At 58.5% G+C, this 13,116-nt stretch carries 15 protein-coding genes; 10 read left to right on the forward strand and 5 right to left on the reverse strand.

Annotated features, from left to right (window positions below; genetic code table 11):
• Positions 1-664: 664 nt before the first annotated feature.
• Both NP603_RS13310 and NP603_RS13315 read right to left on the reverse strand, forming a co-directional pair.
• The gene (locus NP603_RS13310) at positions 665-1,363 is read right to left on the reverse strand and encodes a response regulator (protein ID WP_256611376.1); all 699 of its coding nucleotides are present in this window, start codon (positions 1,361-1,363) and stop codon (positions 665-667) included.
• A 21-nt stretch (positions 1,364-1,384) separates the two neighbouring features.
• Positions 1,385-4,123, reverse strand: coding sequence for a DUF4118 domain-containing protein (locus NP603_RS13315; protein ID WP_256611377.1), 2,739 nt, complete (start codon positions 4,121-4,123; stop codon positions 1,385-1,387).
• Positions 4,124-4,353: 230 nt separating this feature from the next.
• Between NP603_RS13315 and NP603_RS13320 the strand changes: the two genes are divergently transcribed.
• Positions 4,354-4,971 (forward strand): hypothetical protein, encoded by a 618-nt coding sequence (locus NP603_RS13320; protein ID WP_256611378.1) that lies wholly within the window; start codon positions 4,354-4,356, stop codon positions 4,969-4,971.
• Between the two features lie 252 nt (positions 4,972-5,223).
• On the opposite strand, the gene NP603_RS13325 is transcribed toward NP603_RS13320, so the two are convergent.
• From NP603_RS13325 to NP603_RS13335, 3 genes are all read right to left on the reverse strand, one after another.
• Positions 5,224-5,460: a hypothetical protein gene (locus tag NP603_RS13325; protein ID WP_256611379.1), complete on the reverse strand. Its 237-nt coding sequence runs from the start codon at positions 5,458-5,460 to the stop codon at positions 5,224-5,226.
• Between the two features lie 76 nt (positions 5,461-5,536).
• On the reverse strand, positions 5,537-5,719 hold the full coding sequence (locus tag NP603_RS13330) for a PIN domain-containing protein (RefSeq protein ID WP_256611380.1): 183 nt from the start codon (positions 5,717-5,719) through the stop codon (positions 5,537-5,539).
• A gap of 119 nt (positions 5,720-5,838) precedes the next feature.
• A complete protein-coding gene (locus NP603_RS13335) occupies positions 5,839-6,990 on the reverse strand; it encodes a GGDEF domain-containing protein (RefSeq protein WP_256611381.1) in 1,152 nt (383 codons plus the stop codon).
• Positions 6,991-7,322: 332 nt separating this feature from the next.
• Here NP603_RS13335 and nifV point away from each other — a divergent pair, with 332 nt between their 5' ends.
• The 9 genes from nifV to clpX all read left to right on the forward strand — a co-directional run bounded on the left by nifV (position 7,323) and on the right by clpX (position 13,076).
• Entirely contained in the window at positions 7,323-8,447 is a 1,125-nt protein-coding gene (gene nifV, locus NP603_RS13340; protein ID WP_256611382.1) for a homocitrate synthase, read from the forward strand.
• Between the two features lie 11 nt (positions 8,448-8,458).
• Positions 8,459-8,626: a hypothetical protein gene (locus NP603_RS13345; protein WP_256611383.1), complete on the forward strand. Its 168-nt coding sequence runs from the start codon at positions 8,459-8,461 to the stop codon at positions 8,624-8,626.
• Positions 8,623-9,399: a serine O-acetyltransferase gene (gene cysE / locus NP603_RS13350; RefSeq protein WP_256611384.1), complete on the forward strand. Its 777-nt coding sequence runs from the start codon at positions 8,623-8,625 to the stop codon at positions 9,397-9,399. Before NP603_RS13345 ends, cysE begins: the two co-directional genes overlap by 4 nt.
• Complete coding sequence (locus NP603_RS13355) at positions 9,399-9,923, forward strand: hypothetical protein (RefSeq protein ID WP_256611385.1); 525 nt, start codon at positions 9,399-9,401, stop codon at positions 9,921-9,923. The genes cysE and NP603_RS13355 overlap by 1 nt, the downstream gene beginning before the upstream one ends.
• A 73-nt stretch (positions 9,924-9,996) precedes the next feature.
• Complete coding sequence (locus NP603_RS13360; RefSeq protein WP_256611386.1) at positions 9,997-10,119, forward strand: hypothetical protein; 123 nt, start codon at positions 9,997-9,999, stop codon at positions 10,117-10,119.
• A gap of 4 nt (positions 10,120-10,123) precedes the next feature.
• Complete coding sequence (gene nifW / locus NP603_RS13365) at positions 10,124-10,438, forward strand: nitrogenase-stabilizing/protective protein NifW (RefSeq protein ID WP_256611387.1); 315 nt, start codon at positions 10,124-10,126, stop codon at positions 10,436-10,438.
• Positions 10,435-10,911, forward strand: coding sequence for a nitrogen fixation protein NifZ (locus tag NP603_RS13370; protein ID WP_256611388.1), 477 nt, complete (start codon positions 10,435-10,437; stop codon positions 10,909-10,911). Before nifW ends, NP603_RS13370 begins: the two co-directional genes overlap by 4 nt.
• Position 10,912: 1 nt before the next feature.
• Entirely contained in the window at positions 10,913-11,773 is an 861-nt protein-coding gene (gene nifM, locus NP603_RS13375) for a nitrogen fixation protein NifM (protein WP_256611389.1), read from the forward strand.
• A 1-nt stretch (position 11,774) separates the two neighbouring features.
• On the forward strand, positions 11,775-13,076 hold the full coding sequence (clpX, locus tag NP603_RS13380; protein WP_256611391.1) for an ATP-dependent Clp protease ATP-binding subunit ClpX: 1,302 nt from the start codon (positions 11,775-11,777) through the stop codon (positions 13,074-13,076).
• Positions 13,077-13,116: the final 40 nt, after the last annotated feature.

Genomic DNA, 13,116 nt, shown 5'->3' on the forward strand with positions numbered 1-13,116 from the left:
CCAACCATGGGGCGAACGGGCAACGTTCGGACGGCACGACGCCGGTTAGCGATGCGGGACTATAGCCGCTGCGCTAGCGCTCCGCTTCCAAGATTTCCAGGGAATGATTGCGTGCCGCTTATCGCTTATTCGGATATCCCTACCCACAGGCCGTCGTTCTCGACGGCGCGGTCCGGATGTCTCAACGGATCGATCCAAAAAATGAGGCGATAATTTAGTGCAACAACGATTGGATTGCCAGCCGCATTTTTGTCAGAAATGGCTTACAAACTTGCGCGGCGAAACGATTGGCTCGACATCTGTGTCGGCTCGTCCTAGCGGCGGAGTTGACGGCATGAGCGGCGCGGCCGCCGATATAAACCGATGCTATCGCCATGGTCATTGCAAGCTTACAGGATAGGCTATGGGCAAATGTCGGCGCAGCGGACATAAATTTGTCGGCTTTCTTCCTATCGTTCGAGTTGCCGCTACTTGTTACTTCGCAGCCGTTTCTTCTGTCAGACCGGCCAAAAACAGAGCCGCGTCGGAAAGTTGGATGGCGAGATCGGAAATGGTATTGGAGTCCATGCGTGTAGCCGAGCGGATATGAAAGATGTAGGTATCGCAAGCAAAATCAGCCACTGCCGAACGATAGCTTGTCTCTAACGGGATGGTGCAACCGCCCTTACCAAACCTTAAGCCGGTAGCCCAGCCCGGATTCGGTCAGCAGCAGTTTGGGCTGGGCGGGGTCGGCTTCCAGTTTTTGCCGGAGCTGGCTCATGTAAATCCGCGGGTAGTGGGCGTGTTCCTGGTAATTGGGGCCCCAGACTTCTCGGAGAATTTGCTGGTGGGTCAATACCTTGCCGGCATTTTTGACCAGTACCGACAGCAGCCGGTATTGGATCGGCGTCAGGTGGATTTCGCGGCCGTCGACTTTAACCACCCGGCTGCTGAGGTCGACCTGCAAATTGCCGGTGGTAAACACGGACTCCGGCGCCGAGTCCTGCGGGCGTAAGGCGTGGCGGAGCGCCACTCGAATCCGCGCCTGCAATTCGCCGAAACCGAAGGGTTTGGTCAGGTAGTCGTCCGCTCCGGCGTCGAGTGCGTCGATTTTCTGTTGTTCGCCGCTACGGGCCGAGAGGATGATGATCGGTAACGCAGACCAGGCCCGCACCGCCTTGATCACGTCGACGCCGTCCATATCCGGCAGGCCTAGGTCCAGGATCAGCAAGTTCGGTTTGCGCACGCCCAATTCGACCAAGCCTTGTTTGCCGGTCTCGGCATCGAACACCTTATAGCCGTTGCTGTGCAGACTGGTGCGCAGAAAGCGGCGAATGGCCGGGTCGTCTTCGATGACGATGATAACGGGGTCGGTTTTGGACATGGCGCGGGTTTCCGTTGAGCGTTATTCCTCGGGTTCGACTTCGGGCGGCGGCTGGTCCAGCGGCAGCTTGAATGCGAATACCGCACCGCCTTCCGGCCGGTTGCGCGCGCTGATGGCGCCGCCGTGGATTTCGACGATCGCGCGGCAGATCGCCAGACCCAGGCCGCCGCCGCTTTGCGCCGTCTCCTGGCGGCCTTGGTAGAACTTTTCGAACAGGCGTTCTTCCTGGCCGCGCGGAATGCCGGGGCCGCGGTCGGCGACGGCGATTTCCACCGAACTGTCGCCGAATTCGGCCGATATTTCCAGCGCGCTGCCCGCCGGGGTATAGCGTACGGCGTTTTCCAGCAGATTGATCAAGACCTGTTCGATCATCACTGAATCGACCAGCACCAACGGTATGCCGGGCGGCAGCTTGACCGTGACCGGCCGGCCGGCCAGTTGAGCTTGCAACTGGTTAAGCGCGGTACCGACGATTTCCTCCAGCGGGTACCATTGCTTGTTCAATTCCAGCACGCCGGCTTCGAGCTTGGCCATGTCCAGGATGTTGTTGACCAGATTCGCCATCCGTTCGGCTTCGTCGACAATGCCCTGGCCGAGTTCGACGATGTCCTGCGGTGCCAGTTTTTGCGGGTTGTGGGCGATGGTGCTGGCCGAACCGATGATGGTCGCCAGCGGTGTGCGCAAATCGTGGGAAATCGCGCTGAGCAGCGAGTTGCGCAGGCGCTCCGCTTCCATTTGCATCTGGGTGGAGCGGGCCCGTTCCGAAAAGCGGATGCGGCCGATGGCCTGGCCGATCTGGCGCAAAAAGGTCTCCAGCAGTTTTTGCTGTTCCGGCAAAAACACCCGGCGCAGATTGACCGGCAATAAGGCCAGCACGCCCAATACCTGGTCGTCGCCGTGTATCGGGAAGTAGACGGCGGAGGCGCCGGGCAGGGTGTCGGTGCCTTGTCCGGCGATTTCGTTGTGGTCGAATACCCATTGGGCCACGCTCAAATCGGCGCCGAGCAGCGATTCGGCGATGGCTTTTCCAGCCGGAAACGCCATGCGGCCGTTGGCGTTCGGAAACAGAATCACGTTGCGGCTGCTGAATTCGGCATACAAATGTTTTACCGCGACCCGCACTACGTCGGTTTCGGTCTGGCTGCTGCCCAACTCCCGGCTCATCGAATACAAAGCCGCGGCCCGGCGTTCGCGGTGCGCGGCCACTTTGGCTTGCGAACGGACGTTCGCGGTCAGGTTGCTGACCACGATGCCGACCGCCAACATCGCCGACAGCGTAATCAGGTACTGGCTGTCGGCCACCGAAAAACTGTAGTACGGCTGTACGAACAGCAGGTCGAAGCAGCCGACGCCGAGCACCGAGGCCAGCACCGACGGGCCGCGGCCGAAGCGGCTGGCGACGAAAATCACGCCCAGCAAATACACCATCACCAGATTGGCCGGTTCCAGGCGGCCCAGCAGCAGATAGCCGGCCGCGGTGACCAGTCCGGTTACGGCAAAGGCCGAGAGGTAGCCCAAGTAACGGCGCTTGGTTTTGGCCGGGATGCGTTGGCGCAGGCCAGGCAGGGGGCTTTTGCCGAACAGCGCCAGTTCCGGCGCGGCTGCGCCACGTTCCCGCGTTTGCGGGCTGCCGAGCAGATACAGGTTGATATTATGGGCCCGGCTGACCAGGGTATCGACCACCGATCCGAACAACCAGCGCCGCCAGCCGCGCCGGCTGGGTTTGCCGATCACGATTTTGCCGATGTTGCGTTGCCGGGAAAAACGGATCAAGGCTTCGCTCATATCCGGCGAACTCAGGGTCACGGTTTCCGCGCCGAGTTGTTCCGCCAGACGGAGAATGCGCAGCACGCCGTCGCGCTTTTCGGCCGGTAAGCGCTGCAACTGCGGGGTTTCGACGTAGGCCACGATCCATTCCGCGCGCAGGCTGGTCGCCAGACGCTTGCCGGCGCGGACCAGGCGCTCGGCCAATGGGTTCGGGCCGATGCAGACCAGAATCCGTTCGCTGACCTGCCAGACTTCGCGGATGGCGTGGTCTTCCCGGTAATCCAGCATTTCGGCGTCGACCCGGCTGGCCGTCTGGCGCAAGGCCAATTCCCGCAGCGCGATCAGATTGCCTTTGCGAAAGAAATGGTTGATCGCTTCCTGGGCCTGTTGCGGCAGGTAAACCTTGCCTTCCTTGAGCCGGTTCAATAGCTCGTCCGGCGGCAGATCGACCAACTCGACTTCGTCGGCGTCCTCGAACACGGTATCCGGTATCGTTTCCCAGACCCGGATGCCGGAGATCTGGCCGATATCGTCGTTCAAGCTCTCCAGGTGTTGCACGTTCAGCGCGGTGTAGACGTCGATACCGGCTTCGAGCAGTTCGTGGATGTCCTGCCAGCGTTTCGGATGGCGGGAGCCGGGCGCGTTGGAATGGGCCAATTCGTCGACCAGCATGATGGCCGGCCGCCGCTTCAACGCGGCATCCAGATCGAATTCATGCAGCACGGTGCCTTTGTAGTCGATCCGGCGCAGCGGCAACGTTTCCAATCCGGCCAGCAGCGCCTGGGTTTCCTTGCGGCCGTGGGTTTCGACGATGCCGACCACGACGTCGAGATTGTCGGCGCGCCGTTCCCGGGCCGCCAGCAACATCGCAAAGGTCTTGCCGACGCCGGCCGCGGCGCCGAAGAAAATCTTCAATCGGCCGCGTCTGGCCTTGGCCTGGTCGCGTTCGACGCGGGCTAACAAAGCATCGGGATCGGGGCGGATATCTTGCATGTGGGGTCCGAAAAAGCATGGCAGTGGCCGGGGTCGGTCCAGTTTACGAACAGATCGATAAAATTTTCGTAAATATTTCGCAGTATCCGGCTGGTTGTCGTTCGGCTCTGCAGGGGGACGATGGTCTAAATGACCTGACATTTTTGTCATAACACCTCAGTACCATTGAGTGAAATGGCTCAAAAATTAAGATTTGTGCACCTCTTCAACAAATTTAGGAAATGGAAAACATGAAAGTGACAAAAGTTTTCAAAGCAGGTGTGGTGGCCGGTCTGCTGGCCATGTCGGATGCGAGCTCGGCAAGCGTCTGGGCGCCTACCGATAACGACAGCCAATTTGCCAATACTTATGCATTGCTACTGAATATACCGACCGGGGAGACCTTCGGTATTTTTGAGGACACCGCCTCGTTGAGCAACTCGGTGGGCAATTCGCTGATTAATCCGGTGTTGAGCTTTCTGGATGCCGCAACCGTGACCTTTACCCAAAACGGCGCCAATGTCGACATCAAGACCGGTAGCTCGACCGGTGTGCTGCTCGGTTCCAGCAATTTTCAATTGGGCTGGTGGTCGCCGACCGGCTGGATCACCGAAAGCTCGAGCAGCATGATCAGTCTGCTGGGTAAAACTTCCTGGAGTCTGGCATTTGTGGATCCGACTAACCACGGTGCGGGTAACGAACACAGACTGTTTGCATTCGACATTCAGGCTTCCCAGGCTAGCTCCGACTATCCTGGCACTGGCGGCACGCCGGCAGCGGTTCCATTACCTGGCTCGGCCTGGTTTATGCTAACTGCGATGCTTGGCTTTTTGGCCAAGGGCCGCAGTAAGTCGAATGTATTAGCATAAAGCTGGTAGGCCTTTGCTCTTGCCTGGTTCTGGCTGGGCGAGGGTAAAAGGCCGATTCTGCCGTCGCTGACGGGTTAGAGTTTTACCGAAGGTTTTTGTTAAACCGTGTACGGGTGTTTTCCGTATTTGCGAATCTTTAGGCCACCGATTTTTCTCGATTAGTCGGCCATACCCTTAATACCGTCCAGCTAAGGCCATTTAGAACTGTCTGGCGGATTTTATCTCCTTCACGCGCAACGGCCACGCGATCGGCTATTCCAGAAGGTACTTCAAGCCTCTAATCGCAAGCGACGAGGTACGCAATAAATCAATGCGATCGGGGGCCAGGGTCGAAAAGGCTGACATTTCCATCCGGGCTTCGGCCATGGCGAAATTAAAAAGTGGGTACTCAAATCCAGCCGGAGAACTCCGGGTTGGTTTGGCCGTCTTCGATGATGTTGCCATCCAGAATCCGATGGCTGGCTTGGCATCGGCTATCGCCTCGTCCAAACTGCCGTTCCGGCGGAAAAACAACCGGGCAAATCGGTCATCACGACTTCGCAGGCGTGGGTTTTGTCGCCGCTTTCTAAGGCTTCAGATATATCATTTTCTGCATCGACACTTCGGCCCCGTGCAGTTTATTGTTGACCGGTATCGAGCCGTAACTGCGGGTATGAGCGGCGAGGTGCAGGTCGTTGATGTCGATCGGCTGGCCGATTTTCTCCAGCGCGGCGCGGATGCCGCCGTAATGCCCGTTGACGGTCGCCAACTAACCATCCATGGCAGCTAAAGTCTCGTTCGACCCGGACAGCCGCCAAATCCGGCAAGCGCGGTCGGCCCTAGCGGACACGCCGCCGTTGTCGTTGCCCGTCAAACGCTTCCAGGCCGCTAGCCGCCGTCGCCGCAAACGAACATGCCGAATTTTCCCAGCGATTCCTGGGTGTCGCACAGCCAGAAACCGGGTTCCAGTTTGGCTTGGGCTTTAGCCAGATACATGCGTTTGTCCGCGGCTATGACCAATTCGTCGCCCGACATCAGTTTGTCCGGACCGGTTTGGCAGATGCCGATGCTGAACGAAATCTTGTGCTTGTCATTTCTGGAGACAAAACCGTTGATTAGCCGCTCGCAAACATCCTTGGCGTGGCCGTTGGTGGCGCCGGGCATAATGATGCAAAACTCGTCGCCGCCGTAGCGGCAGGCGATATCGGTCTCGCGGATACTGTTCAAGATCGTGCTGCCTAGCGCTTCCAGCATTTGGTCGCCGACGATATGGCCGTAGTTGTCGTTCAGCAGCTTGAAGTCGTTCAGGTCGAAATACACCAGAGTCAAGGGCTCCTTGCGCCGGGCGCAACTGGCCAATTCGACCCGCATCCGCTCGTAAAAAGCGCGGTGGTTGAACAGCCGGGTCAGACCGTCCTGGCAGGACAGTTCCCGCAACTCCTTGGTTTGCTTGGCAACGGTCTCCGCCAAATCGTGGGCGTAATCCTCCAACTCCTGTTTGGCTTTTTGCACCTCGGCCACCAGCGCGCCGGTGTAGGTCTCGAACACGAATTGCACGTCGAACATCAATAGTTTGGTCAGGCTGCGCTGGCGGCGGTCGGCTTCGTCGCGGCTACAGTGGCCTTCTTCGTACTGTTTTTCGAATTGGTCGGAGAGGATGTCCCACAGCAACCGGACCGCCGACATATAAAGCGCCGGCGATACCCCGATTCGTTTGTGCACTTTACCGACCCGCAGCCGGTTGGTGACGTAGTTCTGGTCGTAAGTGCCGGAAAATACTTCCTGGATATAACCGCGCATGCTGTTTTTTAACCGGCTCAGTGTTTCCGAGTCGCCGATCACGATCTCCACTTCCAGGTGAGTCAATTGCTTGGCGTAAAACTCTTCGACGATGGCGTCCAGATTGCGCGTGATAAACGGTTCGGCAGCCAGCAGATTGTCTGCGTCCGCCCTGGTCAGATCGAACAACTTCTTGATGAGCTCAATTTTGCGATCCGTCAATTTGAGCTGTTCCACCATGCTGTGGTTGGTCAATAGCATCTGCTCGCCTTTCTTCTTATTGTGGATGCATTCGGCCTCACCATAAACCTATCCCGAGCCTTTGGCAAACCCTGACTTGGAACCCTGACGACCGCATCGAATTTCTGGTTAGAGCGGGCAGTAGTCGGCCTGACAGGCAACTCCGTTACCGATTGTAGGGTTTCCGACAATTTGCTTTTTCGGTTTCGGGTTTTCTTGTCGGCATCCCGCCAAACTGCGGCGGCCGATGCGCCAAAACGCCGGGTTTCGGCAGTTGGCAAGTGTTTTGCATTATCTCGGTCAAAGGCGTTACCCCAGCAAAACCGCAATCGACGTTCCGCCAGAGGTGAAGAATGCAAGCTCAAAACCGACACATCATCATCGACGACACCACGTTGCGCGACGGCGAACAGTCGGCCGGCGTGGTGTTTTCGCTGGAGGAAAAGCTGGCGATCGCGCAACGGCTGGCGGGCTTGGGCGTGCCGGAACTGGAAATTGGCATCCCGGCGATGGGCGCCCAGGAACGGGCCGAAATCGAAGCGATTGCGGCGCTGAACTTACCCTGCAATCTGCTGGTGTGGTCGCGGATGCGCGACGACGATCTGAAACATTGTCTGGGCTTGGGCGTCGGCATGGTGGATTTGTCGATATCCGCTTCCGACCAGCATATCCAACACAAATTGAAACAGAGCCGGGCCTGGGTGTTGGCCACCATCGACCGCTGCGTGAAAGCGGCAATCGATGCCGGCCTGCAGGTCTGCGTCGGCGCCGAAGACGCCTCCCGCGCCGATAGCGCTTTCCTGGCGCAAATGGCCGAGGCCGCGCAGCGCGCCGGTGCGATCCGCATCCGCTTTGCCGACACGGTCGGCATCATGGAGCCGTTCGGCACTTTCGAAGCGATCCGCAAGCTGCGCAGCGTTACCGATATGGACATCGAGATGCACGCCCACGACGATCTCGGATTGGCGACCGCCAACAGTCTGGCCGCCGCCTTTGCCGGCGCCACCCACTTGAATACCACCGTCAACGGTCTCGGCGAACGCGCCGGCAACGCGGCGCTGGAAGAAGTCGTGGTCGGCCTGAAACAACTGTACGGCTTCGAAACCGGCGTCGATCTGCGCAATTTCCCGGAATTGTCCCGCCAAGTGGCGACCGCTTCCGGCGATACCATCGGCAGCCGTAAAAGCCTGATCGGCCGCGACGTATTCAGCCACGAAGCCGGCATCCACGTCGACGGCCTGTTGAAAGACCCAAACAATTATCAAGGCGTCGACCCGGCCTTGGTCGGCCGCAGCCACCGGCTGGTGTTGGGCAAGCATTCCGGCAGCCAGGGCGTGATGCATGCCTACCGGCAATTGGGTATCCAGATTAACCGCTGGCAGGCTGGCCGCCTGCTGCCGCTGATTCGCGAATTCGTCACTCTGCACAAACGCGAACCGCAATCCACCGATTTGAACCAGTTTTTACACAGCCTATAGCGAGGTGTGCGATGAGTAGTAACCGCCAACAATCTGTCGTCAAAACCGCGAACAAAGTCGAAGCGCCCGCCGCCAATCCGGCGCAACGCGAGCTGCCGGACGAGCGCTATCCGGGTACGTTTTTCCGGGTGCCGGGCGTGCCGATGCCGGGCAAAACCACCTGGAGCTTGGCAAAATGATGCTGTTCTCGCCGTCGCGGCTTGCGGCCAAACCCAGCCTTTGGCAGGACTGGCGGGAAGACGTGGCGTGCGTTTTCGCCCGCGATCCGGCGGCCCGCAATGTCTTCGAAGTGTTGTTCGCCTATCCCGGCGTGCATGCGGTGCTGATCTATCGGGTTACCCATCGGCTCTGGCTGGCGCAATGGAAATTTGCCGCGCGCTTTTTGGCCGCGTTTGGCCGCTGGTTGACCAACGTGGATATCCATCCCGGCGCGACAATAGGCGAACGCTTCTTCATCGACCACGGCGCCTGCGTCGTGATCGGCGAAACCGCCGAGATTGGCAACGACGTGACCATGTACCACGGCGTGACGCTGGGCGGCACCACCTGGCATAAAACCAAACGCCATCCGACTTTGGGTAACAACGTGCTGGTCGGTGCCGGCGCCAAGATTTTGGGCGCGATCACGTTGGGCGACAACGTCCGGGTCGGCGCCAATTCGGTGGTGGTCAAGGACGTGCCGCCGTGCTGCACCGTGATCGGCATTCCGGGACGGATCATTCAGCAAAAAGGCGTCAAGATTCAAGACCCGCGCGGCATCGATCTGGACCACCACCTGGTGCCGGACCCGATCGGCAAGGCCATCAACTGCCTAGTAGAACGTTTGGATGAGCTGGAGAACAATCAAAAACGGTTCGTCGTCGCGGAAGATACTTGCGGCAGTTGCGAAGCGGAAGGCGTCTGCCACGGCGACGAGGTGGTGCAATTGAAACAGGCGGCAGGTGGCCAGTAATGGATTTGCTGCAGTTCGAAGCCGAGGATTTGTATTACGAGCAGGAAGACAGCCCGGAAGTCCAGGAATTGATCAAGTACGCCTCCGAGCGTTACGCGACCGGCGAAGCCGAGTTGCCGTTGCTGCAAGCTTACTTGCGGGCACCGGAATCGTTGAACGTGCTGGTGTCGTTGAACCGGTTTTATTACTACCAGCACCGGCTGCAGGAAGCCTTGCTGATCTCGGAAAAAGCCCTGGAACTGATCCGGCCCGGCATCGGTTTCCCGGCAGACTGGCGTGAAGTCGATATCAGCCTGATCGCTGCGGCACCGAAGGAAGCGTTGACCCGAATCCGCTTGTACCTGTTTACGTTGAAATCGGTCGGCTTTTTGAACATGCGTCTGGAAAATCTGGAATTGGCCAAAGCCATTTTCGAAAAGCTGGTGGCGCTGGACGATATGGACCGGATCGGCGCCAAGGCCTTGCTGGAACTGGTGGTCCGCCGCCAGGAGGCCGACGAAGGAATATTCCGTTTGTTCGGGTGACCAAGTCCCGGCACAACAACCAATCCACGATGGGCGCCGCCCATTCCGCACAATTGAAGCTAAGGTGATTGCCATGAGAAAACAGCAGAAATCCGATCCATTCCTGGCCCAGACCGCGGTAATGCTGGTGGTGTTGATCGTGGTCTATGCGTTGGGACAACAGCCCGCCCACCTGGATCACCTGATAATGAGGTAATGAGATGACTTTTTTGGAAGAAATGGAAGAAATGGAGTCGGCCGAGGACTTCCTGGTTTATTTCGGCCTGGAATACGACGCGACCGTGGTCCACGTCAACCGGCTGCATATCCTGCAACGGTTCCACGACTACTTGAGCCAGGCCGGCACCAGCATGCCGGAAGACGAAGACGCCCAGCGCGAGATTTATAAAAAGCTGCTGCAGCGGGCTTACAGTGATTTCGTCGAGTCCGACGCCCAGACCGAAAAGGTGTTTAAGGTGTTCAAGATGATGGAACCGCAAACTGTGTTCGTCTCGCTCGGCGACATCAAGACATGATAGAAGAACGATACGACGAAGAACGGTTCGAGTTCGGCGAAGCGGTGCGGGTCACCCGCAACGTGCGTAACGACGGCACCTATCCGGGCAGGGAAATCGGCGATCTGCTGATCCGCCGCGGTAGCGTCGGCCACGTTATCGAAGTCGGTACCTTTTTGCAGGACCAGGTAATCTATACCGTGCATTTCCTGGACCACGGCAAAATGATCGGCTGTCGGGCGGAGGAATTGATTCCGGCCGATGCGCCGTGGAATCCGAGCCGGTTCGAATTCCGCGACAAAGTCCGCTGCAACCGCGATCTGCCGACCGCCGACGGCGTGATCGCCAGCGGTACGGAAGGCGAAGTGATGAAGATTTTGCGCGACCGCGAACCGTTGCTGTACCACGTGCGTTTTCCGGGTAAAACCATGCAGGTCCCGGAAGTCGTATTGGAACCGGCCGATCCGGCCAACTTTCGCGAACCGGAGGAGTAGCATGAATCAAGCCTCTGAAGCCATGATCGAACCTTACACCTTGTTGCGGGCGTCGTTGAGCCTGTTCAAGAAGGCGCCGGCGGAACTCGAGCAATTGCAGTTGCGCCAGGTCGAGGTTCAGGCCAAAAACGAGTACGAAATCGAAAGCCGGGTATTGAGTTCCGACGAAGCCGCCGGCGTCGTGGTGTCCGATATCGAAGTCGAGCGGGCTTACCAGGAGATTAGCGGCCGCTTCGAGGATGAGGACGCGTTTCTGGCCGCCTTGGCCGCCAACCGGCTGGATGTCGGCCAACTGCGCGATGCGCTGCGCCGGCAATGCAAGGTCAACACGGTGCTGGAGCGGGTCGCGGCGCGAGCGCCGAAGGTCAACGAAGTGGAAATCGGCATTTTCTACCACTCGCACCCGGAAAAGTTTCACAAACCCGAGCAGCGTTCCGCTCGGCATATTCTGATCAGCATCAACCCGGATTATCCGGAGAATACCCGTGACAACGCCCGCCGTCGGATCGAGGAAATTCTGGAAACGCTGAAACGCAAACCGCATAAATTTGCCGATCTGGCGTTGAAATACTCGGAGTGCCCGACAGCGATGCAGGGCGGCGAATTGGGTGCCGTGGCCAAAGGTGTGTTATACCCGGAATTGGACCAAGCCCTGTTCGCTTTGAAGGAACAAGCCATCAGCGAGGTTCTGGAATCCGAGATCGGGTTTCACGTAATCCAATGCCTGAAGATTAGCCCGGCCGAGACCATGTCGCTGAAAAAAGCCACACCCAAGATTCAGCAGATCATGCAAGACCGTTACCGCCGCAATTGCCAGCGTACTTGGCTGGCCAGTCTACCCGCCGCCACTAGGAGTGCCTAACATGACAAAAGAACCGAAACATTGCTCGTTTTGCGGTATTGAAGCGTCGGCCTCCGTGCCGATGATTGCCGGTACCGAAGGCTATATTTGCGAGGCCTGCGTGATGCTGGCCAGCCAGGTCGTGTCGAGTTGGGGCAAGAAGAAGGAACTGGCCGATATGCAGGGGCCGCTGCCGAAGCCGGCGGAAATGAAAGCCATGCTGGACCAGTATGTGATCGGCCAGGATTTGGCCAAGGAAATCCTGTCGGTCGCGGTCTACAACCATTACAAACGCCTGAAACACGTCGGCAGTAAAACTGGCGGTCTCGGTGAAGCCGACCAAAGCGTCGAAATCGGCAAATCCAACATTCTGATGATCGGCCCGTCCGGTACCGGCAAAACGTTGCTGGCCTCGACGCTGGCCAAGATCGTTGGCGTGCCGTTCGCGGTGGCCGACGCCACGACCTTGACCCAGGCCGGCTATGTCGGCGACGACGTCGAAAACATCTTGGTGCGCTTGCTGGACGTGGCCGACGGCCAGATCAGCAGGGCCGAGTGGGGCATCGTCTACATCGACGAAGTCGACAAAATCGCCCGCAGCCCGGAACAAGCCTTCGGTACCCGCGACGTGTCCGGCGAAGGCGTCCAGCAAGCCTTGCTGCGCCTGGTCGAAGGTTCGCAGGTCAAAGTACCGACCAAGGGCCGGCGCAAGGATCACAGCGGCAGCGATTCGGTGATGGTCGATACCAGCAACATTTTGTTCATTGCCGGCGGCGCCTTTCCGGGCTTGGAAAAACATGTCGAAAAACGCCTGCAGCCGCCGAAAACCGCGATCGGCTTCCATGCCGAAGTCAGCAACCCGGACGATAAACCGAGTCTGGAACAGATGTTGAACGCGACTCAGCCGGACGATTTGAAACGCTTCGGTCTGATTCCGGAATTCATCGGCCGCTTCCCGGTGCTGGCGCCGCTGGAGCCGCTGGATGTCGATGCCTTGATTCAAGTGCTGACCGAACCGAAAAACGCCCTGGTCAAGCAATACCAACAATTGTTCGCCTTCGACGAAGTCGATCTGGAGTTCACCCAGGATGCCCTGGTGGAAATCGCCGAAAAAGCCATCGCCCGCAACACCGGCGCCCGCGGCCTGCGCGGCATCATGGAGCAAGTGTTGCGTAAAACCATGTTCGATCTGCCGTCCCGCACCAACGTTCAGCGCTGCATCGTCAATGCCGAAGTGATTCGCGGCGAGGGCGAGATTCAAGTCGTGGAGCGCGACGGTGTTGCTGATGGCGGGGATTTGAAGCGTTTGTCGGGTGGGGAGTGAGTTTTGAAATGTGCTGCTTGGGTTAGCCGACAGGCGTAAC

Source organism: Methylomonas aurea (genome assembly GCF_024505045.1).
In the GTDB taxonomy this organism is placed as follows: domain Bacteria; phylum Pseudomonadota; class Gammaproteobacteria; order Methylococcales; family Methylomonadaceae; genus Methylomonas; species Methylomonas aurea.